We start from the raw sequence: 23,985 nt of genomic DNA, 5'->3' as shown, positions 1-23,985 counted from the left end.
CCTCCGGCCAAACTGGAGGAAATCCCATGAGCTTCCCGAACGCCACCGCCATCGTCACCCTTCTCGCCCTTCTGGCCTATGTCTGGATGGGCGTCCGGGTGGGCGGCGCCCGCCGCACCTCGGGCATCGCCGCCCCCGCCATGTCCGGCGACCCCATGCTCGAGCGTTACCTGCGCGTGCAGGGCAATACCCTGGAGTGGCTGCCCATCTTCCTGGGCTCCCTCTGGCTCTTCGCCCACTACTGGGGCGACCTGCCGGCTGCGGTCCTGGGACTGGTCTGGATCGTCGGCCGCATCCTCTACGCAGTGGGTTACTCCGCCGCCGCCGACAAGCGTGAGCTCGGCTTCATGGTCCAGATGGTCGCCACGGCGGTCCTGCTGTTCGGGGCCCTGGGCAAGGCGGTCCTGTCGCTCCTCGCCTGAGGCGGCGGCCACATTTTCGCCGGAGACGGCCCCCAACGTTGGGGGTCGTCCCTGACAGGAGCCCATGATGCGCCTGAAGCGCCTTGTCCTCGTCGCCGCCCTTGGCCTCGCCGCCGGCCTCGGAGCCTGCACGACCGCCACGCCCTACCAGCCCCTTCTGGAGAGCGCGCCGGGCCTGGGCGGCTACTCGGACGTCCGGATCGAGCCCGGGCGCCATCGCGTGACCTTCACCGGCAACAGCCTGACTTCCCGCGAGACCGTCGAGCTCTACCTCGCCTACCGGGCGGCGGAGCTGACCCTTGCCAACGGGTACGACACCTTCACCCTCGTCACCCGCGACACCGACCGCAAGACCTCGGCGCGCGTGAATCCCGGCCCCACGCCCCTGCCCTACTGGAGCCCCTACTGGCGGTATTACGGCCCCTACGGCTGGCGGACCTACGACCCCTGGATGGACAGCGCCTTCGCCCGTCCGTCGATGGACGTCTCCACCGTCGAGAAATTCACGGCCTCCGCCGAGATCGTCCTGGGCAAGGGCCCCAAGCGGGCGGACGACGCCGAGACCTTCGACGCCCGCGCGGTGATCGAGAACCTCGGCCCGCGCATCCAGAGGCCCGAAGACGGGCGGGCGAAGCCCGGCGTCAGCCCTTCGCCAGCACCGAAGTCGTAAAGATCACGTCGGCGGACCGGGTTAGCCGGTCGGCAAGGCCCGTACCCAAGGCCGCGCCAGCGGTCCAAAGGCCGGCCGGGAGGGAGGGCGCTTCCGACGCCGCAGCCAGGATCTCCGATACGATCCGGGAAGTCGCGAGGTAGGCCGGGTCCCCTTTTGCCCGGACCTCACAGGCGATCCGCCGGCCCGACGGATCGATGCCGATGACCATGATGTCGAAATAGCCCGCCTCGAGCACCGACAGCGGCGGCCCGTCGCCGGGGCGCGGGGCGGTGGCCGCCAGGGGCGAGCCGCCGTCGGAGACCTCTTCCTCATCGATCACCGCCAGCTCCTCATAGCGGAAGTCCCGGCCCCAGGGGTGACCCTGGAGGAAGTTCGACCGGTGGATGTTCTTGGTGTTGATCGCCGCCATCAGGATCGGGCCCACCGTGCGGGCGATGTCGGGGTCGAACCGCACGCTCTCGCCGTCCGGCTGCTCAGGGCCTCGGAAGCCCGGGGTCAGGGCGAAGGGGTCGCGCAGAAGGGCGGCGACCTGCGGTGAGCCCATCATGCGGGAAATGGTCTCGCGGGCCGTCGCGGCGGTGCCGCCGGACAGGGCGCCCCTCATCCGGAGCAGACGGGACCGCACCTCAGGAGCGGGACGGGCGAACCGCGCCTGGGCGGTCTCCTGGACCGCCATCACGCCCAACTCCCAGACCGTGGAGTCAAATCCGCAGGACAGGAGCGCCGTGACGCCGCGCTCCCGGGCCTTGGCGTCATACCGGCGGATCATGTCCGCCATCCAGTGGGGTTCGCCGCACATGTCGACATAGCCGGCGCCCTCGCGCAGGCAGGCTTCCAGGACCGGAGCCCCGTAAAGCTGATAGGGCCCGACTGCGGACAGCACGAACCTCGCGCGGCGCGCCATCTCGTCCAGGGAGCGGGGATCGTTCACGTCCGCAAGGATCAGGGGCAGGCGCGGCCAGCCCAGCCGGTCACGCAGGTAGGCCAGGCCCGGACCGTCACGTCCGGCGAGCCCCCACCTGTACTTCCCGCCATCCCCGTAGGTGTCGGCGAGGCGCTTGGCGATCAGGCGGCCGGTGAATCCGGTCGCCCCGAAGATCACGAAATCGAGTTCCGCCGTCCTGGCCAAGGCCGCCCCCGGTCGTTGTCCGGGGGCGGAGTGTGGCGCGTCGGAGCTTAAAGAAGGTTAACCGGCCTTGTCCGTCTCGTCGGTGAAGGCGAGGCCCGCATGGGCGGCCAGGCGCTCGATCAGCGGGACGCCCAGGGCCGCACCCGGGGTCCAGACGCCGCCCGCGGTCGCCGGCGTGCCGATCAGCTGGATTGCGGTCTCGGCCATCATCTTGGAGGTCGAGCCATAGCCCGGGTCGCGGTCGCCCTTGACCGAGACGCGGACCTTCCGGCCGTCGGCGTCGATGCCCACGAACAGGATGTCGTAGAAGCCGTTCTCGCGCTCCTCCAGGCTGGGCCCCTCGCCCGGCTTGGGCGCACCGGCGCCGCCGAGGTCGGTGAAGGAGGTGCTGGAGCCCGGCGCCGTGATGGACATCTCGTCGTAGGTGAAATCCGCCCCCCAGGGGTGGCCCTGCAGGAAGTTCGAGCGGTGGACGTTCTTGGTATTGATAGCCGCCATCATGAAGGGGCCCACCTCGGCGCCGACGTCCTCGTCGAAGACGGCCTCATTGCCCGGGGGCTGGGCGGGGCCGGTGAAGCCGGGCGTCAGGGCGAAGGGGTTGATCATCAGTTGGAACAGGGCGGGATTGCGCCGGATGGCGTCCATGGTCGCCGCGCCGCTGGCCGCGGTGCCGCCGGACAGGCCGCCGCGCATATTCCGAACACGGCCCTTCACCCGCGGGACGGGGTGACCCAGCCTGCGCTTCGCAGTCTCCTCGGCGAACAGGACGCCCAGTTCGAAGGGGATGGAGTCAAAGCCGCAGGAGAAGAGGATGCGCGCGCCCGAGGCCCGGGCGGCCTCGTGGTGGGCGGCGACCATCTCGGCCATCCAGTTGGATTCCCCGCACAGGTCCACATAGTCGGTCCCCGCCTCGACGCAGGCGGCGACGAGGTCAGAACCGTAAAGCTGGTAGGGCCCGACCGTGGTCACGATGACCTTGGCCCGGTGGACCATGGCCCTCAGCTGGGCCGGGTCGGCGGCATCGCAGACCACGAGGGGCGTCGAGGCCGGGGCGCCGATAAGGTCGCGGACCTCGGCCAGCTTGTCCGCCGAACGGCCGGCCATGGCCCAGGAGACCTCGCCGCCAGGCGGCTGGGTGCGGACCAGGTGCTCGGCCACGAGACGGCCGGTAAAGCCTGTGGCGCCATAGACGATGATGTCGAATTCCGCGTCGGCCCGCATGGGTCCCTCCCTGGTTGTCCTGAACGATATGGACCCTGGCGGGCCCTCAGCCAAGCTTGGGATGGGCGCCCGCGCGGCGGGCAAGCCAGACGGAGTGGCCGCCGCAGTCCGGATCCTCTGGCCGGAAGTCCAGAACTCCGAAGCCCGCCGCCGACAGGCGGCTCCGGTAGTCGCCGGGAGAGAGGCTGGCGTGATGCAGCGGGTCGCCCCCGAACTCGCCCATGGCGGTTCCCGCGTCAGGACCGGAGGTGAACATCAGCGCCGCTTCAGGGGCCGCGTGGGCGCCCAGGACCGGGAACAGAGCCCGCTGGTCCGACTGCGTCAGGTGGAAGAGGCTGTCCCAGGCCAGGATGCCGTCGAATGTGCGCCCCAGCGCAAGGCTGCGCATGTCGGCGCAGAGCCAGGTCCCGGCGGGGAACCGGGCCCGGGCCCGGTCGATGGCGGGCGCCGAGGCGTCCACGCCGGTGACATCGAACCCCTTCTCCAGGAGCCAGGCGCCAAGAGGCCGGCCCGTCCCGCAGCCCAGGTCCAGGACCCGGCCGCCCGGGGGCAGGCCGTCCACGAACCGCGACAGCCAGGCGCCCTCGATCCGGACCTCCGCTCCACGGGCCGCATCCCATTTCTCCGCATGTCGGCTGTAGAGGCCGATCACGTCCGCGGCGGCGCGCCGGGCCCTGGCGTCAACCTTAAGGGGGTCTTCGGGCATGGGAGAAGGCTGGCATGGGCGGGGGCGGGACGCCAGACCACACCCTTCCCCGGCGGGAGACCGGCCTTGCCCGGCCGCAGGACGGGCCCTATCGAAGACGCCTGAGCTTGCTTCCGCCACCCCGCCGACACCCGGATCTCCCTTCATGCGCCCGTTCAGCCTGCAGACCCGGCTCATCGCCTTCATCCTCCTCCTGCTCCTGACCTCGGTCGGCGTAGTGGCGGGACTGGGCTATGCGAGCGCCCGGGCCTCCCTGAAGGCGGCGGCCCTGGCACAGCTGCAGGGCGTCCAGACCTCCCGCGTCAAGCTCGTCTCGACCCTCCTCCAGGCCTCCCGGAACGAGGTCCTCGCCCTCTCCGGCCTACCGGAGATCGGCCGGATGAGCGCCGAGCTCAGGGCGGGCTACAGAGCCCTCAACGGTGCGCCGCCAGATGCGGCCGCCCGGGCCGCCGTGATGGATTTCCACACGCGGGAGTACGCGCCGGCCCTCAGCCGGGGGATCGACGCCACGGTGGCGCCGGCCACCCTCCTGCCCGCGTCCAACGCCGGCTGGCGGGCCCAGGCGGCCTATGTGGCGCCGTCGGCCCGGCCCTACACCGGATCCCAGCCCCTGCCGACCGGCGCTGACCCCACGTCCTACGGGCGCGCCGTGGCCGACACCCACGCCCGGCTGGGGGACATCCTCCGCCGGTTTGGCTTCGAGAACATCCTGCTGATCGACCCCGACACCCTCGAGGTTTTCTTCAGCTACCAGGCCAACGCCGCCCTCGGGACCAGCCTGGCGACGGGTCCCTACGCCTCAAGCAAGCTGGCGACGGCGGTCCGCGGGCTGCAGCAGAGCCAGAACGTCGACGACTACCGGATGTCGGACTTTGAATTCTACCGGCCGGCCCTGGGCAAGCCCCGGGCCTTCATCGCCACGCCGGTGTTCGAGGGCAACCGGCTGGTGGCCATCATGGCCCTGCGCCTGCCGACCGACCGGATCGAGGCCGCCCTGTCCAATGACGGGATGGGACGGACCGGCGAGGTCTTCCTGATCGGACCTGACAGCAAGCTGCGGACCGAGTCCCGCTTCCTCCAGGAAGATCCCAAGGCCTTCGTGGCCCGCCTGCGCCGCTCCAGCCTCACCACCCACACGGTGGACCAGATCGAACGGCTCGGCACCGCCGTTCTGCTGGCGCCCGAGGTCGGCGCGGCCTCGGAAGCGGCCCTGACCGGGCGCAGCGGGGTGGAGGACGACGACGTGGACTACCGGGGCGAGCGCGTCTTCACCGCCTACGGGCCGGTGGACCTGGATTCCCTGCGCTGGGCCGTGATCGCGCAGGTCGACCAGAGGGAGGCCCTGGCGCCCGTCCGCGCCTACGCCGGCCAAGCCCTGGCGGCGGCGGTTGGCCTGGCCCTGCTGGGGTCCCTAGTCGCCATCGCCTACGCCACGCGGATCACCCGCCCGATCAGCGCCCTCGCTGCGGCCGCCGAGCGGATCGGAAGGGGCGACCACGACGCCGAGGTCACGCCGCCCCGCGATCCCGAACTCCGGGCCCTGGGGGACTCCCTCAACGACATGATCCGGAAGCTCAGACAGCAGAAGGCCGAGGCCCTCGCCCAGGCGCAGGAGAGCGAGCGGCTCCTGGAAAGCCTGCTCCCCGCCTCGGGCGCCGCCCAGATGCGCGAGGGCGGGCATGATGCGCCGCGCTCCTTCGCCGACGTCACCGTGGCCTTCGTCAACCTGTTCGGACTCGACGCCCTGGCGCAGAAACTGGGCGACGAGGGCTCCCTCAGCCTCCTGAGCGACATGGTCGGGGCCTTCGACGAGGCCGCCGAGGCCCTGGGCGTGGAGAAGGTCCGCACCATCGGCTCGTCCTACCTCGCCGCCTCGGGCCTGTCCGCCGAGCGGCCGGACCACACCCTCAGGATGGTCGAGTTCGCCCGGGAGGCGGTGCGGATCGTCCGGCGCTTCAACGCCGAGCGCGGCCTGGACCTCGTGGCCGAGGTCGGCATCAACACCGGCCCGGTGACCGGCGGCCTGGTGGGGCGCCGGCGCTTCATCTACGACCTCTGGGGCGACACGGTGCGCCTGGCCCGGGGCATCGTCTCGGACGGCGAGACCTCCATCCAGGTGACCCAGGCGGTCCGCGACCGGGTGCAGGACGTGGTGGCCTTCGGCGCGCCGGTCCTGACGGAAATCAAGGGCATGGGCCGGGTGGAGCTCTACCCTCTGGCCGAGGACGGCGCGGCGCGCGGCGGTCCGGCCCCGGACGGGGACCGCTGAGATGACCCTCCCGGACCTGGGCGGCCTGGCCGTGGGCCCGGCCCTGGCGGTCGGACTCGGCCTGCCCCTCGCCCTGCTGGCCATGACCGAGGCGATCCAGGTCGCAGGTCGCCGCGGCCACCCCATCGCCGCACCCCTGAGGTGGACCCGCAACTGGTTCATGCCGGCCCTGGCCCTGGTGCTCTTCCTGCGAGTGGCGGCGGGGTTCCCGGCGTCGAGCCTGCCGGTTCGGCTGGCCGAGACCGTGTTGTGGATTCTCGCCGCCGCGGGGACCCTCAACTACATCAACAGCCTCGTCTTCGAGGCGGCGGCGCCGGGCAGCTGGGCGACCCGGGTGCCAAGGCTCCTGCGCGACCTGGTCCGGGTCCTGCTGGTCGCCCTTGCCGGTGCGGTCGTCTATTCGCAGGTCTGGGGCAAGGACCTGTCCGGCGCCCTCACCGCCCTGGGCGTCAGCTCTATCGTCGTCGGCCTGGCCCTCCAGGAGCCCCTCGGCAACCTCTTCTCCGGGGTCATGCTGCTGATGGAGCGCCCCTTCGAGGTAGGCGACCACATCGAGGTGGGCGACGTCTCCGGCGAGGTGAAGGAGATCAACTGGCGCTCCGCCCACCTCAAGGCCTTCGGAGGCCTGACCCGGGTGGTCCCCAACTCGGTGCTCAACAAGGAAGTCATCACCAACTACTCGCGGCCGCGGAAGCTGCGGATGGAGATGGTCGAGGTCTCCTTCAGCTACGACGACGCGCCCAACGATGTCCGCGACGCCCTACTGGACGTGGCCGCCGGGACCCCCGGCGTCCTGGCTGCGCCTGCGCCGATCGCGGCGACCCTCAGCTTTGGCGACTTCGGAATCGTCTACCGGCTGATCTACCGGACCCTGGAGGAAGACCGTTGGCCGGTGCGCAGCGAGGTGCTGACACGGATCTGGTACGCCGCCCGGCGACGGGGCCTCAGCATGCCCTATCCGGTCTCGGTCAACCTCGACTACGAGCAGAAGGGCGAATTTGGCCGTCCGCCGCCGTCGGCCCGGGCTCTCCTCGGCGGGCTCGGTCGCTTCCCGGATCTCTCGGACATCGCGGAGGCCTCCCTGGAGGCCCTGGACTTCGCCCGGGGAGAGCAGATCTTCGAGGAGGGCGAACCCCTGACGGGGGTCATGATCCTGGTCCAGGGCGAAGTGTCCCTGCAGGCCGGCGCCGGCGAGACCGCTGTCGAGGTGGCCCGCGCCTTGCCCGGCGAGGTTTTTGGTGAAAGCGGCATGTACGGCCGCCAGGCTTCCAGCCTGCGGGCCGTAGCGCTGCAGGACTGCCAGGTGGTCCGGATGGCGCCCGACGCCGTGTCGCGGCTCTTCGAGAAGAGCCCGCCGCTGGCGCGCGAGGTGGGCAAGATCCTGGAGGTGCGTCGGCGCGCCGCCCAGTCCGCACGCGAGACCTGACCCGGGTCCTGAGCCCTCGACGCGCCCTTCAGGATCACGCGCCATGCCCGTCACCGCCGCCCGCGCCAAGGCACTTGCGCTCAGCCTCGAAGGGGCCTCCGAACACCCGCACCTTGATCGGACCGCGCTCAGGACGCCGCGCAAGACCTTCGCCACGCTCGCCAGGGACGGCGCCGACATCAATCTGATGTTCGACCCCGACCTGCGGGATTTCTTTTGTGAACAGGAGCCGCTCGCCTTCTCTCCCGTCCCGGGCGGGTGGGGCCGGATGGGCGCCACACGCTGCGACCTGGAGGCCGTGGACGAGGCCACGCTTGTCTCGGCCCTCAAGGCCGCGCACGCCCTCGCCGCGCCCCGGCCCAGGACCCGGCGCACCCGTTAGCCTGCCGGGGTCGGGCGGGTGGCGGCGGCTTCAGAGCGGCCGCGGGGCGCGCCCCCGGCCACCCTCGCGGACGCCGGCGGCGCGCATGTGGTCGCCCAGGCTGCGGCCGGCCAGCCGGCATTCGGCGGCGACACGATCCCAGCTCCGCCCGCGGGAGACGCAGTCCACCCGCCGTCCGGCGGTGATGCGCTTGAGGGTGTCGCGGGCCTTGCGACCGCCGGGCTCCTTCAGTTCGGGGGCGTAGAAGTCGGCCAGCCGCACCTCCACCCAGTCTGCGCCCCGCCGTGGGCCCACGGCCACGCACAGGGAGTCCCCGTCACCCACATGCACCACAGGCCCGGAGAAGCGCTCCCCCCGGGCGAGGGAGGCCGGCATGGGCCCTTTCTGGGGAACCGCCCCGCAGGGATCGGCCAGGGCGGGGCCGCCAGCCAGGAGGACAAGGCCCACAAGGCCCGTCGCCAGCGGCGGGGAGAACCGGACCCTTCGACGATTCATAAACCCTCCGGAGTCAATCTGGCGGCGAGAAGGGTCGGCGTCGGAGAGGGGCGCCCGGCCCCCGTCCGACTGGAGACCCTGCAAATGCGCGCTCTCGTATTCATCCTCGCCGCCCTGGTGCTGGCGGGGTGCAGCCCCAAGACCCAGAAGCCGGCCGAAGCGCCGCCCCCGGAAGCCAAGGCCCCCGCCTTTCCGCCGGCCCTGATACGCGAATACGTGGCGGGCATCAAAGCCCGCTGCGGGTCCGGGGCCGCCGAGGGTGTCTCGGCCGCAGACGTCGTCCGGAAGGGGGAGAGCCCCGCCGGCGCGATCTACGGGATCGACCTGGAGAGGATCTGCCCCGGCGCCGAAACCAAGGGGTTCTGTGGCACCGGCGGCTGCGAGAATCCGGCCTTCCGGGTGGGCGCGGACGGAACGGCGACCCGACTGGTCGAGGGTGTCAACCGGGGCTGGGAGGTTTCAGGGGACGGCAAGATCCTTCTCGTGGCCGTTCACGGGGGACAGTGCGGCCTGCCGGGGCCCGTCCCCTGCGACGAGAAGATCGAGATCGCCACCGGCAAGGTCCTGGGCCACGAGAGCCGGGGTAAGCCGGTATCCGCCCCCCGCCCCGAGGCCAGGCTGACCGAAGCCTACTGCCTGGGCCTGCACATCGCCGTGGCGGGCAAGGCCGCCGACATCCTCGGGAAGGACAGCGACCTCGCCGAGGCTGGATCGGTGTTCGCCGCCGGCAAGATGGTCGAGGCGAAGGACAGGGCCCGTGCGCCCGGTTTCCAGCACGAGATGAAGAACGGCGCCTTCATCGTCGACCATTACCTGACCATGGGCGCCATGACCGACAAGATCCCCGAGGCGGAACAGCTCGGGCCCCGCTTCAAGGCGGGCTCGCCCCTGTTCGACGACTGGATCGCCTGCGCTGCGGCCTATCCGCTCAAGAAATGAGGCTCGGGTCGTCGTCCAGCTCGAGAGGCGCGGCTTTGGGACCTTGACCTGGTCAGGTTTCGAGGGCGGCATGGCGCGCTTGCCGGTTCCCGCATCAGACGCAGGCGCCGACCGCTTCCGGCCAGGAGTCTTCCGAATGCGCATCACCCCCCTCCTCCTGGCGGCCCTGGTCCTGGCCGGGTGCAACCCTGGGCCCCCACAGACGGCGGAAGCGGCGACGCCGCAGGTCCAGGCCGGGAATGAGGGCGCAAGAGACGTCGCGGGGAAGGAAGGCGAGCCTTCCGACGCCTACTGCCTGGGCGTCCAGAACGCGGTCATGAACATCCTCGCCCTGGCCTTTGGCCTCGACAGCGACCTGGCGCGGGCCTCGGCGGTCTCTCTCGCAGACCGGGAACATGACTTTGCGCAGGCGAGGGGCTTGCAGTCCCTCGCGGAGCTGGAGGATCCCGACGTCATCGCCGAGGAGCAGCGCGGGAGCGCCTGGGCCTTGGAGGTCTCGGGGCTCAAGCCTCTCCCCACGGTCCTGAGCGAGGCCCAGAAGGAACGAGTTCGTCAGGACCATGAGGCCCGCAAGCCTCCGTTCGACACCTGGACCCGATGCGCGGAGCTCTATCCGGTGAAGGGCTGAGGCGCCGGCTCAGCTCCCAAGGCCCGGCGGGTCGAAGACCGCCAGGGCCCGGCGGGCCCCGGCTGCGTCGCCGGTGATCGCGAGCGCCCCCGAGGCCTCCAACTCCGACAGCCGGGCCTGGCCGCCCAGGACCCGGGCGAGATCCGCCCAGCGGACGGCAAGGCGGGTCGTGGCCCCTGCGCCGTCCGTGGCGACGCTGACGCTGTTGCGCACGTGAAGGCCGGCGGCCCCGGCGTCCGGGAAGTCGAAGCCGAGGTGCAGGTCGATCCCCTCCGCACGGGCCGGGTCGACCATCACCCGCAGGAGGTGCAGGGCCTCGCGCGGGGGCCGCCCCGCCAGCTGGGCCGGGCGCAGGCGGTGCTCGGCCACCCGCGACAGGTCCAGGGCGCCCTCCAGCTCCAGGGCCCGGGTCAGGCACCAGTTGCGGATGTTGGCCGCCGAGGTCCCCTGGGCGATGGCGCGCAGGACGCCGGCCAGCTGCGCCCTGTCCGCGGCCTCCGCCTCCGGCCGTGCGACCAGCCAGGAGGCCAGCTCCAGGGCCCAGCGCAGGTCGCCGGCGTCCTGGGCGGCGTGCGCCTGGGCGCGGACCTCGCCGGCGCCGCCAAAGCCCTCGACCAGCCGCCGCGCCCGTTCGGCGGGGGGTAGGACGAAGAGCTTGCCCGGCTCGCCGTCGAACCAGCCGCGCAGGCCGGCGGCGATCTGGCGCACATGGTGCTCGGCCACGCCGTAGAACTCGCTGGTCAGGTAGTCGTCGTCGCAGGCGGCGGGCAGGCGCACCTCATGGGCGAGGGCGTCGGCGGTCTTTCCCCGGTTGAGGCCGCGCACGGTCTGGTCCCAGAGGAACTGGATGGAGTCGCGGTAGCGCGTCACGCGGGCGGCGATCCCGGCGGCCCCGGTGATGGGCGGGCCATGGGCGCCCAGGAGGTGCTCGGCCCCCAGGGACAGGATGTGGTCGATGCCCGCCAGCAGGACCTGCGGGTCGCGGTACTCCTCGCCCCGGATCGGGAAGATGTTGAACAGGGTCGGCCAGACCAGGTTCTGCACGCAGGTCGAAAGCTCGGGGAACCAGAAGGTGACGCTGTCGTCGGCGTCGGAGGGGGCGTGGTGGATCTCGACCACGATGCCCGCCAGGGTCAGGCGCTCGCCGCCCCGGAAGGTCTGGGTCAGGGGGACGTGGCCGGGCGTGAAGGGGGCGTGCTCGGGATTGCGGAAGTGCAGGCCCAGGCCCTCGTTGACCAGGGCGTCGGGCCCCTCGGGGGGCAGGCGCAGGCCGAACTGGTGGATCAGGCCCCGGGAATAGGCCGGGGCGATCTCTCCCGAGGTGCGGGCCAGGTTCAGGGGGATACGTTCGTGCCCGAGGATGGGCAGGTCCGCGCGGCCGGCGTCCGCCAGGGCCGCCGTCGTGCCGCCGATGTAGTGGAAGTGGCTGTAGAGCACCGCCGCCAGGGGAGCGGAGGTGTGGGCGCGCACCTCGGCCAGGGCCGTGCGCATCTCCTCCTCGCTCTCGCCCGTGTCGATGGCGATCAGGCCTTCCGGCCCCTCGATGAAGGTCTGGTTGGAGAGGCCATTGCCCACCAGACACCAGACCCCGGGCCGCGGGGCGTAGAGCCGCCGCTCAAGCCGTCCGGAGTGGTCGATGTGCCGGCGGTGCGCCTTCTGGCCCAGGGGCCCCGTGCCGACATGGGCCGGATCGGCGTCGAAACTGCGCATGGAGGCCCCTTCCTGAACTGCCTGGCCGCAAGCCTAGCGCAGTTCGGGGGAGTGGGGGAGAAAGGGGGCGGCCTAGTGGCAGATAGCGGGCGAGGGATTGGAGGCGCTCGTCGCCTCGCCTAGACTGGCGTCGAGACTGACGGCGCTGGCTGGAAATGACCGATCCTGTTCACGGATACGATGAGCGCGCCGCGGTCTTCGTGCACCAGTACGAGCAACTCGACCCGGAGTCGGTTCATGCCTCGTTCCTAGACTGCCTCCCGGAAGGGGCGGACAGGCTGGCCCTCGACATCGGCGCAGGGTCCGGGCGCGATGCGGCGTGGCTGCGGCGAAAAGGTTTTGAGGTGGTCGCCGTCGAACCCTCCCCCGGCATGCGGATGGCGGGCCAGAGCCTGCACCCCGACCCCCTGATCCGGTGGGTGGATGACCGGTTGCCCTCCCTGGCCGCCACGCACAGACTCGGCATCGCCTTTGACGTCATCCTGCTCAGCGGTGTCCTGATGCACGTCACGCCCGGCGACCGGCCGCGAGCCTTCCGGAAGGTCGCGACGCTCCTGAAGCCAGGGGGCGTCCTGCTCATTTCCGTCCGGGATGGGTCCGGCGAGAGCGACAGGCCCATGTGGCCGGTCTCCCGGGGCGAGGTCGAAGGCTATGCGCGGGCCCACGGCCTGAATGTGGTCCGGATCGGCTCCAACCCCGACCTGCAGGGTCGGACGGCTGTCAGCTGGACGACTTTTGTCCTGTCCCTGCCCGATGACGGTGCGGGAGCCCTGCCGCTGCTCAGGGGCATTATCCTGAACGACGACAAGTCGGCGACCTACAAGCTCGGCCTGCTCCGGGCGGTCGCCCGTCTCGCGGACTCAGCCCCAGCCCTCGCGGTCGAGCGGCCGGAGGAGGACATCGTGGACCTGCCCCTGGGGGCTGTGGCGCTCTACTGGCTACGGATGTACCTACCCTTGGCGGCGGCGGGCCTGCCCCAACTTCCCGGAAACCAGGGCTCCGACCGGCTGGGCTTCGCCAAGGACGCCTTCCGTCGCCTGCTCGCGGGAGGTGTCGTCGGGCAGGACCTGAGGATCGGATCGACCTTCTCGGGAGAACGGGCGGCGACCCTGGCGAAAGCCCTAGCGGATGCCCGGTCCACCATCGCCAAAATGCCCGCGCACTTCACCCGCTATCCGAACTCTGACTCCCAGGTCTTTACTGCCCGACCCGCCAGGCTGGCTGGGTTCAAAAGTGAGATCATCCTCGACGGAGACACGCTGAGATCGTTCGGGACCCTGGCAGTCCCGGGTCAGATCTGGCGAACCCTGCAGAGGCTGGGGGCCTGGGTTGAACCTGTCCTCGTCAGCGAGTGGGTGCGTCTTGTCGAAGGCTTCGCCGTGCGGATGGGGCGCAAGCTTGGGCCAGGGGAGATCGAGGCGCGCCTTCGCTGGCTCGACCCGGAACGGGACACCCGCCTCGCGCGAATGGTCGCGATACAGCGACTGGATCGCGGGGAATCGATCCGCTGCGTGTGGACCGGCGGCCGACTGAAGCGAGACGCCTTCGACATCGATCATTGCCTGCCCTGGTCCGCCTGGCCCTGCGGCGACCTCTGGAACCTTCTGCCAGCCCGGGCGACTGTAAATCGCAATAAGGGCGCTCGGCTGCCCTCGCCCGGAGCCTTGTTGGAGGCCCGGAGCGGGATTCTGGAGTGGTGGCGCGAAGCCTGGGACTCGGACGACGCCCTTTCGCAGCAGTTCCGCAGGGAGGCTGCCGCAGCGCTACCGCTGCACGGTGGGGGAGACCTGGAAGATATCTTCGCAGGGATGGAATGGCGCAGACTACGCCTGAGACAGGATCAACAGGTCCAGGAATGGGCTGGGCCGAAAGCCAGGAAGACAACGTCTCTCTCCTCCACGACCTGAGGGCGGAGGAGGTCGGCGATTGGCCTACTAAAGCCCTCCCCGCCTACTTCCGGTTCTGCTTGCGGGCGGCGTAGCGGAGGTCGCGGGCTTCTTTCTGGCGGGCGCGAAGGTCCAGTTCGCGGGCTTCCTGGGTGATGGCCTCATCCTCCAGGCGCAGGCGCTCGGCCTCGGCGGCGGCGGCGCGCTTGGCGGCGCGCTCGGCGTTGCGGGCGGCGCGCACGGCCTCCAGCTCCGCGGCGGCGGCGGCCTTTCGGGCCTCCAGGTCGGGATCCATTATGTGGGGCTTGGGCTTCAGGCGCTCCAGCATCGCCTTCTTGGCGGCGGCCGACGCCTTCTGGCGGTCTTCGTACTTCCTACCGACATCTTCGTACTTCATGCCTTGGGGCTCGAGCCTTTGGTCTCAGGGTTTCCAGTCCGGGGCCCGATCCCGGGTCGCAGCCGCCGTCCCGATGTCCGGGGACGATAGACCTGCGACTTGATCGATTTTGGAGCGGGCGAGGCGATTCGAACGCCCGACCCCAACCTTGGCAAGGTTGTGCTCTACCCCTGAGCTACGCCCGCGCTCCGTGAGGCTCCTTGCGGGGCCCCGATGTTCGGGAGCCGGCTTATGGCAGAGGGCCGGCGGCTTGGCAAGACAGTCTCAGCCCATGAAGCGCGGGGTCTTGAGGCGGCGCTTGTTGACATGCTCGGCGGGGGCGGGGCCGGTCTCGTCGGGCAGTTCGCCACGGAAATAGAAGCGCTGCCAGGCCTCCTTGGTCGCCTCGGGCTCGAAGCGCATGATCCGGCGGTTGAACTCGGCCCGGTGCTTCTCCCAGGCCTCGTACTGCCCGCGCAGCTCGGGATTTCGGGCCATGGAACGGATCACGGGCTGGAAGTCCGCCATCTCGCGGTCCTTGATCACGGTGATGAAGCAGAAGGGCTCGCCCTTCTCGAACCGCACCTTGCCCGGGCGGGTGAAGATCCAGTTCATGGTGAAGGGGAAGGGGAGCCAATCCGTCTCCACCAGGCCCGACAGGGGCTGGATTCCGTCCTTGACGTGGTTGGGCGGGCCCTGCGCCAGGACCGACCAGCCGGGCGGGGTCCGGAAGAGATAGCCGGGGTGCATGGTCACCACCCCCGAGGAAAAGTGGCTCATCACGAACCGATGGAACTCGGGGTGCGGGCGGTCGGGGGTGAGGGTGATGTCCTCCTGCATGACCCCGCCGTTCCACTCGGCGGTGAAGCTCATGGGGCAGAGGATCTCCCAGCCCGTGGTGTTGGCCATGGACAGGGGCAGGCATCGATAGGGGTGCCGGGCGGCGAACTTGTCCATCCAGGCGCGCTGGGGCCGGCCGGGAACGATCTCCGGCGGGCGGTCGGCGGTGGGATAGCACTCGAGCTCCATGGCGGGCTCCCGGTCCTTGTCTGTCCTGACCATCCCCTTAGCGAGGGCGCGCGCGCAGCGTCCACCGCTTTTCCGGCAGGCGGGGGAAGGGTAAGGAGCGCCATGCTCGACCGCGACGGCCTCCTCGACCTCTTCGACCAGCTGGGGATGGCGCACGCCACCCTGGACCATCCGGCGGTCTTCCGGGTCGGCGAAGGGGCGGAGATCAAGGCGAGGATTCCCGGCCCCCACACCAAGAACCTGTTTCTGAAGGACGCCCGGGGCGACCTCTGGCTGGTCTGCGCCAAGGACGACACCGCCATCGACCTGAAGCGCCTGCACGGGGTGATCGGCTCGGCCCGCCTGTCCTTCGGCGCTGCAGACCTGATGGAGGCCAGCCTGGGGGTGACGCCCGGCTCGGTGACCCTGTTCGCCCTGGCCAATGATCCCCTGCACAGGGTGCGGCTGGTCCTCGATCTCGCCCTCGCAGAGGCCGACCAGGTGAGCTTCCATCCCCTCGAGAACACCGCCACCACCACGGTGGACCAGGCGAGCCTTCGCCGGCTCCTGGAGCACCTGGGCCGCGAGCCCCTGGTGGTGGATTTCCCCCGCCTGGCCCTCTCTGCGCTTCCCCCGCGTTGAAGCGAAGGCCAGGAAGGTCCATCTTGCAGCCTCATTCCTCTCCCGGAGACCCCGCATGAGCCTGATCGGTGAAAACTCGGCCCCCCTTTCGGGTGCGGCGCCGGCCGGCCTGATCAAGGACGGGACCGACGCCGGCTTCATGGCCGACGTGATCGAGGCGTCGCGCGAGACCCCGGTCATCGTCGACTTCTGGGCGCCCTGGTGCGGCCCCTGCAAGCAGCTGGGCCCCGCCATCGAGCGCGCGGTCACCGCCGCCAAGGGCAAGGTGAAGCTGGTGAAGATCGATATCGACCAGCATCCCCAGTTCGCCGGCCAGCTGCGGGTCCAGTCCATTCCCGCCGTCTTCGCCTTCGTGGGTGGGCGGCCGGTGGACGGTTTCACCGGCGCCCTGCCCGAGAGCCAGATCAAGGCCTTCGTCGAGCGGCTGGCCGCCCAGGCCCCCGCCGACGCCGGGGACGAACTGATCGCCGTCGGGCGCGAGGCCCTTGAGGCCGGCGACCTGAACACCGCCGCCCAGGCCTTCGCCCGCGTGCTTCAGGCCGACCCCCAGGACGTCCGCGCCCTGGGAGGGATGGCGAAGGTCTACCTGGAGGGGGGCGACCTGGAGCGCGCTGCGGAGATCGCCGCCATGGCGCCCGAAGGGGCCAAGGACCCGGGTCTGGAGAGCGTGCGCGCGGCCCTCGCCCTGGCCGAAGCCGCCCCCGCCGAGACCGCTGCCTTCGAGGCCCGCCTCGCCGCCGACCCTGCCGACCACGAGGCCCGCTTCGAGCTGGCGCGGGCCCTGGCCGGCGCTGGCCGGCTGGACACCGCCATGGACCACCTTCTGCAGATCATCGCCGCCGACCGCGACTGGAACGAGGGCGCCGCCCGCGCCCAGCTCCTGACCGTCTTCGAGGCGGCGGGCGCGGCCTCGGACCTGGCTCGCCAGGGTCGCCGGCGGCTGTCCGCCATCCTGTTTTCCTGACGCCATGGCGTCCCGTCCCCTCCCGATCGAGCTGCCCCAGACCCTTCCGGTCTTTCCGCTGGACGGGGCCCTGCTGTTGCCCGGGGCGGAGCTGCCCCTGCGCATCTTCGAGCCGCGCTACCTGAACATGCTGGACGACGTCATGTCAGGCGCCCGGATGATCGGCATGGTCCAGACCGCCGGGGGCGACAAGGCGCGGCCCAACCTGGCCAGGATCGGATGCGCTGGCCGGGTGACACGCTTCAGGGACGGCGCAGAGGGCGACTACCTGATCACCCTGACCGGGGTCTGCCGGTTCCGGATCGCCGAGGAGCTGGGCCGCCAGACCCCCTACCGGCAGGTCCGGGCCGACTTCGCACCTTTCACTGAAGACCTGGAGCCCGGGCGCCGGACCGGCGGCGAGCGCGCCCGCCTGTCCCGGGCGCTGCGGTCCTACCTCAACCGGCGGGACCTGGACGTGGACGAGGCCGCCCTGAACGCCGCCCCCCTGGACGAGCTGGTCGCCGGCCTGTCCATGAGCCTGCCCTTCTCGCCGGCCGAGAAGCAGGCCCTGCTGGAGGCCCCCGACCGCGCCGACCGACAGGATGTGCTGACCGCCCTCCTGGAGATCGACGCCCTGACGGATGACGACGGACCGCCGGAAACCCTGCAGTAGGTGCTGAAATGACCGATTCCTCGCCGGACGCTCCGCTTCCGCCCCTCGACGCCGGGCTCGACCCCCGCCTGCTGGAGATCCTGGTCTGCCCCGTGACCCACGGCCCCCTCGAATACGACCGGGCCGCAGGCGAGCTGATCAGCCGAAAGGCGAACCTGGCCTATCCGGTGCGGGACGGGGTGCCCGTCATGCTGCCCGAGGAAGCCCGGGAGCTTTCCTGAGGGCGTTGCGCATGGCCGCACAGACCGTAAACCGCTACGGCCGGCTCTGCGCCGAGATCTATGATCTCGACAAGCCGGTAGGGTCCCTGTTCGACGGGCCCTACTACCAGGCGCGTCTGGAGGGGCTGGACGGCCCCATCCTCGAAGCCGGAGTGGGCAATGGTCGGCTGATGGTGGCCCTGCTGGACGCGGGCCTCAGGATCAGCGGTTTTGACGCCTCCCCTGACATGCTGGACCGGTGTCGCGCCAACGCCGAAGGCCGCGGCCATGCGCCTCAGTTCTTCCAGGCGCGGTTCCAGGATTTCGAGGCGCCGGGCCAGGCCGCCATCCTTGTCCCGACCAGCACCTTCACCCTTGTCGACAACTTCCATGAGGCCATGGCGGTCCTAGAGCGATTCCGGGACCAGCTCGCGCCGGGAGGCTTGCTGCTGGTGGACCTGCCGCCCCTGAGCTTCCTCGACGCGCCCGGGGGAATCCGGTCCTGGACCGCCGCCAACGGCGATCTCCTGACCCTCGAGAGCCGCCAGGTCCGCAAGGACGTCGTGGCGCAGACGCGGCTCAACCATGACCGCTATGAACGCTGGCGGGACGGCCGCCTCCTGGAGACCGAGCTCGAGCTCTTTGCCTACCGGGCCTGGGGTCTGGAGGAGTTCGCGATGGCCCTGGCCCGGACCGGATTCGCGGACATCGAGGTCTGCGGGAACTTCCGACCCGGAAGGCCGCCCAGATCCGGCGACGGGATTTTCAACTTCTCGGCGCGAAGGCCCGGCTAGGGCGCCTCGCCGCGCAGGAGCCTCGGCAGGTCGCCGACGGCGCCGCCAGCCTCCTGCATGAAGAAGCGCCGGGCGGGACCGATCCGGTTCACCGTCGAGAGACCAAGGCCGCGGACGGCCCGCAGGACCGGATTGTCGTTCGAGAACAGGCGGACGAAGGCGTCCGCCGCGACGGCAAGGCCGACATTGTCGACGTTCCGCCAGCGGGCATAGCGGTCCAGCACGACCTCGGAGCCAATATCCTCACCCAGCCGCACCGCCTCCACGAGGACCTGGACAAGGGCCGCGGCGTCCTTCAGGCCCAGGTTGAGGCCCTGGCCGGCCACCGGGTGGACCCCATGGGCGGCGTCGCCCAGCAGGGCGGCGCGCGGCGCGGTGATGCGCTCGGGAAGCTGCAGGGCCAGGGGATAGGTAAAGACCTCGCCGACCAGGCGGGGCCGGCCCAGGAGGTCGCCGAACCGGCGTTGGAGATGGGCGTGGAAGGCCTCCGGGCGCGCAGCCCTGAGGGCCTGGGCCCGGGCGGGCGGTTCGGTCCAGACCAGGCTCGACCGCTGGCCGGTCAGGGGCAGGATGGCGAAGGGCCCCGAGGGCAGGAAGTATTCATGGGCGACGCCGCCATGCGGCTGGTCCAGGGCCACCGTGGCCACGACCCCCGTCTGGCGATAGGTCCAGCCCGCGCTGCGGATGCCCGCGGCGGCGGCCACCGTCGAGACCCGGCCCTCGGCGCCGACGGCGAGGGGCGCGGTCAGCACCCGGCCATCATCCAGGCGGACCGCTGCGGCTCCCGGCGCGAAATCCACTCCGGTCACCCGCGAGGGGGCCAGGACCTCGACGCCTTCGTGACGGACGGCCGCCGCCAGGGCTGCGCGGATACGGCGGTTCTCGATCATGTAGCCCAGGGGCTCGCCCTCGGAGCGGTCGGCGATCTCGGCGGCGTCGAAGCGCAGGAAGCCGGAGGCGGGCGCTGCGGCCGATGGGCCGGGCGTGCGACCGTCGGTAACAAGGATCTCACAGATCCGTTCGGCGTAGAGCTCCAGGTCCCCGGCCAGGCCGAGGGCCCGCCACTGGCGGAAGCTGGAATAGGCGATGGCCGAGGCCCGACCGTCGAAGTCTGGGGCCTGTTGGGCGTCGAAGGGCTGGGGATCGACAAGGATGGGCTTTAGCCCGCTGCGCGCCAGGCCTAGGGCCAGGGTCGCTCCGGCCATGCCGGCTCCGGCGATGATCACGTCCGCGTCCATGCCGCGATATGCCGCCGCCGGGCGCCCGCCGTCCAGTCCCTCATTCGGCAACGGTCAGCCTGCTGTCGCGCATTTCATGGACGTTGCGGTCCATTTAGGAGTTGTGCCCCGGGACGGCGCGCCGCAAGGTAAGGGCAAGGGCGGCGAAAAGCTCCCGAGTGCGGAAGAAGGGGGGAAGCGATGGACCGCAAGAGTCCAAGGCGACCCAAGGGTTGCATTGCAGGCCAGCGGCGGCGCAGGGCGAGGGCCTGATGCCGCGCCGCCTGGGACAGGTCGACGAATCCAAGGGACTGGCCATCCTTGAAGCCGCCCGCCACGCCCTGGCGGAGCGCGGAATGGGCGCGTCCATCGAGGATATCGCCCGGCGGGCCAATGTGTCCAAGCAGACCGTCTACAACCGGTTCGGCTCCAAGGCCGAACTGGTCAGGATCCTGGTCGAGCGCCGGGTGGACGAGATCACGGCGCACCTGGACAGCCCAGGTTCGGGTGACGGACCGGAGGAGGCCCTGGCCGGCTACGCCCGTGTGGTGCTGGAATCCATCGCCACGCCCTCCTCCATCGCCCTTCTGCGGATTCACATCCAGGGGGCGGCGGAGATGCCGGACCTGGCCCGGACCTTCTTCGAGACCGGGGCGCGGACCTCGCGGGCGCGCCTGGCCGCCTTCCTGGAGGGCGAGACCCGCGCCGGGCGCCTCCGGGTGGATGACTGCGCCCTGGCGGCCGAGTTCTTCGCCGGCATGGTCATCGGCTCACACCAGACCGGCCGGCTCCTGGGCGTGGACTCCGACCTCGCGCCCACCGCCATCGACCGCATCGCGCGGGAGGCGGCGGGAAGGTTCGTGAGAGCCTACGCGGCCTGAGGGGCTCAGCCCTCGTCGGAGTCGTCCGGCAGGCCCATCATGTGGAAGCCGGCGTCGACATGGACCACCTCGCCGGTGGTCGAACGCCCGAGGTCGGACAGCAGCCACAAGGCGGCGCCGGCGACGCCCTCCATGGTGGTGTCTTCCTTCAGCGCCGACAGGGCCCGGCCCTGGGCCAGCATGGACCGGCCGCCGGAAATGCCCGCAAGGGACAGGGTCCGCATGGCGCCGGCCGAGATGGCGTTGGCCCGGATGCCCTGGGGCCCGAGGTCGCGGGCGATATAGCGGGTGGCGGCCTCGAGGGCGGCCTTGGCCACACCCATGGTGTTGTAGTTCGGGATGGCGCGTTCCGAGCCCAGGTAGGTCAGGGTGACCAGGGATCCGCCGTCCGGCATCATCCGGCTGGCCCTGCGGGCGCAGTCGACGAAGCTGTAGGCCGAAATGTCCATGGCCGTCCGGAAACCCTCCCGCGTGGCGTTCTCCACGAAGGAGCCCTTGATCTGGTCGCGGGGCGCAAAGGCCAGGGCGTGGACGAAGAAGTCGATCTTGCCAAAGGCCTTCTCGACCGCCGCGAACCCGGCGTCCATGCTGGCGTCATCGGTGACGTCGACAGGCTCGATGACCGTGGACCCGACGCTTTCGGCCAGGGGGCGCACCCGGCGCTCCATGCCCGGCAGGTGGAAAAAGGCCAGGTCGGCGCCCTGGGCGGCCAGCTGGCTGGCGATGCCCCAGGCGATGGACTGGTGGTTGGCCACCCCGGTGATGATCCCGCGCTTGCCCTTCATGAGCTCGCCGCGGGGCATGTCGTAGTCGTCGGCCACTTTACGTCTCCTGGAGGGTCGGGAAGGCGGAGTCGGGTCAGACCCGGGACATCACCAGACAGCCATTGGTGCCGCCGAACCCGAAGCTGTTGGACATGACGGTCTCGACCTGGCGGTCTTGGCGCTGGCGAAGGATGGGCAGGCCCTCGAAAGCGGGGTCGAGGGTTTCAATGTGGGCGCTCTCGGCCAGGAAGCCGCCGTTCAGCATCAGGAGCGAATAGATCGCCTCCTGGGCGCCGGCGGCGCCGAGGCTGTGCCCGGTCAGGGACTTGGTGGAGGAAATCGCGGGGGCGGCCTCGCCAAAGACCTCGCGGACCGCCTCCATCTCCTTGATGTCGCCCACCGGCGTCGAGGTGCCGTGGGGGTTGAGGTAGTCGACCTTGCGGTTCCCGGCCCGGGCCAGGGCCAGGCGCATGCAGCGTACGGCGCCCTCGCCCGAAGGGGCGACCATGTCGAAGCCGTCGGAATTGGCGGCGTAGCCAACGATCTCGCCATAGATCTTCGCCCCGCGGGCCTTCGCTCGCTCGAGCTCCTCGAGCACCAGGATTCCCGCGCCGCCGGCAATGACGAAGCCGTCGCGGTTGGCGTCGTATGCCCGGCTGGCTACGGCAGGCCGGTCGTTGAAGTTGGAGCTCATGGCGCCCATGGCGTCGAACAGGACCGAGAGCGTCCAGTGCAGCTCCTCGGACCCGCCGGCGAAGACCACGTCCTGGTTGCCGAGGGCGATCTGCTCATACCCTGCGCCGATGCAGTGGGTCGAGGTCGCGCAAGCCGACGAGATTGAATAGTTGATCCCGCGGATCTTGAACCAGGTCGAAAGGACAGCCGAAACGCCCGAGCTCATGGCCTTGGGGACCGCGAAGGGACCGACGCGCTTGGGGCCCTTCTCGCGGGCGATGGCGGCGGACTCGATGATGGCCTTGGTCGAGGGCCCGCCCGAGCCGACGATCAGGCCGGTCATCTCGTGGGAGACCTCAGCCTCGGTGAGGCCGGAATCGGCGATGGCCTGCTCCATGGCGATGTGGCCAAAGGCCGTACCCTGGGCCAGGAACCGCGCTGCGCGGCGGTCGACGGCGGCCTCCCAGTCCAGGCCGGGATCGGCGTGCACCTGGCAGCGGAAGCCCAGGTCCGCATACTCCGGCGCCGCCGATATGCCCGACCGGGCCTCGCGAAGGGATGCCCGGACATCGTCCAGGGAGTTTCCGATGGATGAGACGATGCCCATGCCCGTGACGACGACGCGCCGCATGCCCTGTTCCCCCAGATACGCCGGTATCAGACCAGATCCTTCGGATCGTACAGGCCGACACGAAGGTCCTTGGCCTCGTAGATCACCTTGCCGTCCGCCTCCATGACGCCGTCGCCGATACCCAGCACCAGCCTGCGCATGATCACTCGCTTCAGGTCGATGCGGTAGACGACCTGCTTGACCTTCGGGGTCACCTGCCCGGTGAACCGCACCTCGCCGACCCCCAGGGCGCGACCCTTCCCGGGCGCCCCGGACCACCCGAGGAAATAGCCCACCAGCTGCCACATGGCGTCGAGGCCCAGGCAGCCCGGCATGACCGGGTCATTGATGAAGTGGCAGTCGAAGAACCAGAGGTCCGGTCGGATATCCAGCTCGGCGATAACCTGGCCCTTGTCGTAGGCCCCACCGGACTCGGTGATCTTCGTGATCCGGTCGAACATCAGCATGGGCGGGACCGGCAACTGGGCGTTGCCCGGCCCGAACATTTCGCCCCGACCACACGCCAGGAGCTCCTCCCGGGAATAGTGGTCCTTGGCCTTGGCGCCGGGAATCATGGCTCGCCCTTCCGCTCGTCGCATAAACCGAGGCGCCCGGCGAAGTACGCCGGACGCAGTTGACCCGCTCTATCAGAGCCCGGGGGGCCGCTCAACGGGCGGCCGGGCGAGGCGCGGGGCGCGGCGGGGCGCACTGGGGGCGCTCGTCGACGCCCCACAGGCCGGAGGCCTGGACCCAGCCGGAGACGCCGTCCGCCTTGATGCGGCACCATCCGGACTCGCAGCGCTGCAGGGCGGCCAGGGCCCGGGGCTGGAGGACGGCGAGGGTGCGGGCGTCAGCCCGCGGCGAGGCCTGCACGGCCAAGGGGGTCGCGGCCGTGCGCATGACATTCCGGCGGCCGTCCGTGGTGCGCATGTGCACCCAGGCGACGCCGCGGTCCGGGTCGCAGATCCGGCGCCATTCCGAGGATTCGGCGATCACCTGCACCGGCAGGCCGCGGACCTGGTAGACCCAGAGGGCCGGATAGTCGTCGCCCGGACCCGACCGGGCGTTCACGGACCCGAACTTGAGGGTCACGTAGCGGGGCACGGGAAGGCCGGAGGGCGTGACGCGCGCATCGGCCACGGCGGCTGCGCCCGGGGCCGTCAGGGCGAAGGCCGCCGCCAGGAGGATCGAAAGGGCGGCGCGGCGTCCGCGTCCGGAAGGCTCACCTTGGCCGTTCATGCCCTCTTTGCTAGAGGTTCGGGAGCGAAGGCGCCAGAGCGCCGTTTCGCAGGACGCTGAATTTCGGAGCCCTC

At 70.7% G+C, this 23,985-nt stretch carries 26 protein-coding genes and 1 tRNA gene; 14 read left to right on the top strand and 13 right to left on the bottom strand.

Annotated features, from left to right (window positions below; genetic code table 11):
- Positions 1-26: 26 nt before the first annotated feature.
- Both HYN04_RS13150 and HYN04_RS13145 read left to right on the top strand, forming a co-directional pair.
- Positions 27-422, top strand: coding sequence for an MAPEG family protein (locus HYN04_RS13150; RefSeq protein WP_110451186.1), 396 nt, complete (start codon positions 27-29; stop codon positions 420-422).
- A gap of 64 nt (positions 423-486) precedes the next feature.
- Positions 487-1,092, top strand: a complete 606-nt coding sequence (locus HYN04_RS13145; RefSeq protein WP_338418730.1) for a CC0125/CC1285 family lipoprotein — start codon at positions 487-489, stop codon at positions 1,090-1,092.
- On the opposite strand, the gene HYN04_RS13140 is transcribed toward HYN04_RS13145, so the two are convergent.
- Genes HYN04_RS13140 through HYN04_RS13130 form a run of 3 tightly spaced genes read right to left on the bottom strand, consistent with a single transcriptional unit; the run spans position 1,064 to position 4,151 of the window.
- Entirely contained in the window at positions 1,064-2,224 is a 1,161-nt protein-coding gene (locus tag HYN04_RS13140; RefSeq protein WP_110451184.1) for a saccharopine dehydrogenase family protein, read from the bottom strand. The two genes, HYN04_RS13145 and HYN04_RS13140, sit on opposite strands and share 29 nt — an antisense overlap.
- Before the next feature lie 57 nt (positions 2,225-2,281).
- Entirely contained in the window at positions 2,282-3,445 is a 1,164-nt protein-coding gene (locus HYN04_RS13135; protein WP_110451183.1) for a saccharopine dehydrogenase family protein, read from the bottom strand.
- 46 nt (positions 3,446-3,491) lie between these two features.
- Complete coding sequence (locus HYN04_RS13130) at positions 3,492-4,151, bottom strand: class I SAM-dependent DNA methyltransferase (RefSeq protein ID WP_110451182.1); 660 nt, start codon at positions 4,149-4,151, stop codon at positions 3,492-3,494.
- A 145-nt stretch (positions 4,152-4,296) separates the two neighbouring features.
- Between HYN04_RS13130 and HYN04_RS13125 the strand changes: the two genes are divergently transcribed.
- Genes HYN04_RS13125 through HYN04_RS13115 form a run of 3 tightly spaced genes read left to right on the top strand, consistent with a single transcriptional unit; the run spans position 4,297 to position 8,228 of the window.
- Positions 4,297-6,420: an adenylate/guanylate cyclase domain-containing protein gene (locus tag HYN04_RS13125; protein WP_110451181.1), complete on the top strand. Its 2,124-nt coding sequence runs from the start codon at positions 4,297-4,299 to the stop codon at positions 6,418-6,420.
- A 1-nt stretch (position 6,421) separates the two neighbouring features.
- Entirely contained in the window at positions 6,422-7,846 is a 1,425-nt protein-coding gene (locus HYN04_RS13120) for a mechanosensitive ion channel domain-containing protein (protein ID WP_110451180.1), read from the top strand.
- 43 nt (positions 7,847-7,889) lie between these two features.
- A complete protein-coding gene (locus HYN04_RS13115; protein ID WP_110451179.1) occupies positions 7,890-8,228 on the top strand; it encodes an MmcQ/YjbR family DNA-binding protein in 339 nt (112 codons plus the stop codon).
- A gap of 30 nt (positions 8,229-8,258) precedes the next feature.
- Here HYN04_RS13115 and HYN04_RS13110 read toward each other — a convergent pair whose 3' ends face one another.
- Positions 8,259-8,723: a thermonuclease family protein gene (locus HYN04_RS13110; protein WP_110451178.1), complete on the bottom strand. Its 465-nt coding sequence runs from the start codon at positions 8,721-8,723 to the stop codon at positions 8,259-8,261.
- Positions 8,724-8,807: 84 nt separating this feature from the next.
- Between HYN04_RS13110 and HYN04_RS13105 the strand changes: the two genes are divergently transcribed.
- On the top strand, positions 8,808-9,662 hold the full coding sequence (locus tag HYN04_RS13105) for a hypothetical protein (protein WP_110451177.1): 855 nt from the start codon (positions 8,808-8,810) through the stop codon (positions 9,660-9,662).
- A gap of 136 nt (positions 9,663-9,798) precedes the next feature.
- Positions 9,799-10,290 carry a hypothetical protein gene (locus tag HYN04_RS13100; protein WP_110451176.1) on the top strand — a complete coding sequence of 164 codons (492 nt, stop codon included), beginning with the start codon at positions 9,799-9,801 and terminating at the stop codon, positions 10,288-10,290.
- 9 nt (positions 10,291-10,299) lie between these two features.
- Here the strand turns inward: HYN04_RS13100 and HYN04_RS13095 are convergent, their stop codons facing one another.
- The gene (locus tag HYN04_RS13095) at positions 10,300-12,000 is read right to left on the bottom strand and encodes an alkyl sulfatase dimerization domain-containing protein (RefSeq protein ID WP_110451175.1); all 1,701 of its coding nucleotides are present in this window, start codon (positions 11,998-12,000) and stop codon (positions 10,300-10,302) included.
- A gap of 155 nt (positions 12,001-12,155) precedes the next feature.
- On the opposite strand from HYN04_RS13095, the gene HYN04_RS13795 reads away from it, so the two are divergent.
- Complete coding sequence (locus tag HYN04_RS13795) at positions 12,156-13,907, top strand: methyltransferase (protein WP_110451174.1); 1,752 nt, start codon at positions 12,156-12,158, stop codon at positions 13,905-13,907.
- Positions 13,908-13,950: 43 nt separating this feature from the next.
- Here the strand turns inward: HYN04_RS13795 and HYN04_RS13085 are convergent, their stop codons facing one another.
- The 3 genes from HYN04_RS13085 to HYN04_RS13075 all read right to left on the bottom strand — a co-directional run bounded on the left by HYN04_RS13085 (position 13,951) and on the right by HYN04_RS13075 (position 15,291).
- Positions 13,951-14,283 carry a DUF6481 family protein gene (locus tag HYN04_RS13085; protein WP_110451173.1) on the bottom strand — a complete coding sequence of 111 codons (333 nt, stop codon included), beginning with the start codon at positions 14,281-14,283 and terminating at the stop codon, positions 13,951-13,953.
- Positions 14,284-14,393: 110 nt separating this feature from the next.
- Positions 14,394-14,468 (bottom strand) — tRNA-Gly (locus tag HYN04_RS13080).
- Between the two features lie 79 nt (positions 14,469-14,547).
- Positions 14,548-15,291 carry a DUF6065 family protein gene (locus tag HYN04_RS13075; RefSeq protein WP_110451436.1) on the bottom strand — a complete coding sequence of 248 codons (744 nt, stop codon included), beginning with the start codon at positions 15,289-15,291 and terminating at the stop codon, positions 14,548-14,550.
- Positions 15,292-15,393: 102 nt separating this feature from the next.
- On the opposite strand from HYN04_RS13075, the gene HYN04_RS13070 reads away from it, so the two are divergent.
- Genes HYN04_RS13070 through HYN04_RS13050 form a run of 5 tightly spaced genes read left to right on the top strand, consistent with a single transcriptional unit; the run spans position 15,394 to position 18,525 of the window.
- Positions 15,394-15,912, top strand: a complete 519-nt coding sequence (locus HYN04_RS13070) for a prolyl-tRNA synthetase associated domain-containing protein (protein ID WP_110451172.1) — start codon at positions 15,394-15,396, stop codon at positions 15,910-15,912.
- Between the two features lie 55 nt (positions 15,913-15,967).
- On the top strand, positions 15,968-16,876 hold the full coding sequence (locus HYN04_RS13065) for a thioredoxin family protein (RefSeq protein WP_110451171.1): 909 nt from the start codon (positions 15,968-15,970) through the stop codon (positions 16,874-16,876).
- A 4-nt stretch (positions 16,877-16,880) separates the two neighbouring features.
- On the top strand, positions 16,881-17,531 hold the full coding sequence (locus HYN04_RS13060) for an LON peptidase substrate-binding domain-containing protein (protein WP_110451170.1): 651 nt from the start codon (positions 16,881-16,883) through the stop codon (positions 17,529-17,531).
- Between the two features lie 8 nt (positions 17,532-17,539).
- Complete coding sequence (locus HYN04_RS13055) at positions 17,540-17,752, top strand: Trm112 family protein (RefSeq protein ID WP_110451169.1); 213 nt, start codon at positions 17,540-17,542, stop codon at positions 17,750-17,752.
- Between the two features lie 11 nt (positions 17,753-17,763).
- Entirely contained in the window at positions 17,764-18,525 is a 762-nt protein-coding gene (locus HYN04_RS13050) for a class I SAM-dependent methyltransferase (RefSeq protein WP_110451168.1), read from the top strand.
- Here HYN04_RS13050 and HYN04_RS13045 read toward each other — a convergent pair.
- Entirely contained in the window at positions 18,522-19,763 is a 1,242-nt protein-coding gene (locus HYN04_RS13045) for a UbiH/UbiF/VisC/COQ6 family ubiquinone biosynthesis hydroxylase (protein WP_110451167.1), read from the bottom strand. The genes HYN04_RS13050 and HYN04_RS13045 overlap by 4 nt on opposite strands.
- Positions 19,764-20,014: 251 nt before the next feature.
- Here HYN04_RS13045 and HYN04_RS13040 point away from each other — a divergent pair, with 251 nt between their 5' ends.
- Entirely contained in the window at positions 20,015-20,623 is a 609-nt protein-coding gene (locus tag HYN04_RS13040) for a TetR/AcrR family transcriptional regulator (RefSeq protein ID WP_110451166.1), read from the top strand.
- Positions 20,624-20,628: 5 nt separating this feature from the next.
- Here HYN04_RS13040 and HYN04_RS13035 read toward each other — a convergent pair whose 3' ends face one another.
- The 4 genes from HYN04_RS13035 to HYN04_RS13020 all read right to left on the bottom strand — a co-directional run bounded on the left by HYN04_RS13035 (position 20,629) and on the right by HYN04_RS13020 (position 23,911).
- A complete protein-coding gene (locus HYN04_RS13035) occupies positions 20,629-21,444 on the bottom strand; it encodes an enoyl-ACP reductase FabI (protein ID WP_162599660.1) in 816 nt (271 codons plus the stop codon).
- Between the two features lie 37 nt (positions 21,445-21,481).
- Complete coding sequence (gene fabB / locus HYN04_RS13030; protein ID WP_110451165.1) at positions 21,482-22,693, bottom strand: beta-ketoacyl-ACP synthase I; 1,212 nt, start codon at positions 22,691-22,693, stop codon at positions 21,482-21,484.
- A gap of 26 nt (positions 22,694-22,719) precedes the next feature.
- Complete coding sequence (gene fabA, locus HYN04_RS13025) at positions 22,720-23,247, bottom strand: 3-hydroxyacyl-[acyl-carrier-protein] dehydratase FabA (RefSeq protein ID WP_110451164.1); 528 nt, start codon at positions 23,245-23,247, stop codon at positions 22,720-22,722.
- Between the two features lie 91 nt (positions 23,248-23,338).
- Complete coding sequence (locus tag HYN04_RS13020) at positions 23,339-23,911, bottom strand: SH3 domain-containing protein (protein ID WP_110451163.1); 573 nt, start codon at positions 23,909-23,911, stop codon at positions 23,339-23,341.
- Positions 23,912-23,985 lie beyond the last annotated feature (74 nt).

The organism is Phenylobacterium parvum, assembly GCF_003150835.1.
In the GTDB taxonomy this organism is placed as follows: Bacteria; Pseudomonadota; Alphaproteobacteria; order Caulobacterales; family Caulobacteraceae; genus Phenylobacterium; species Phenylobacterium parvum.
This window is presented reverse-complemented; position numbering and strand designations above follow the sequence as displayed.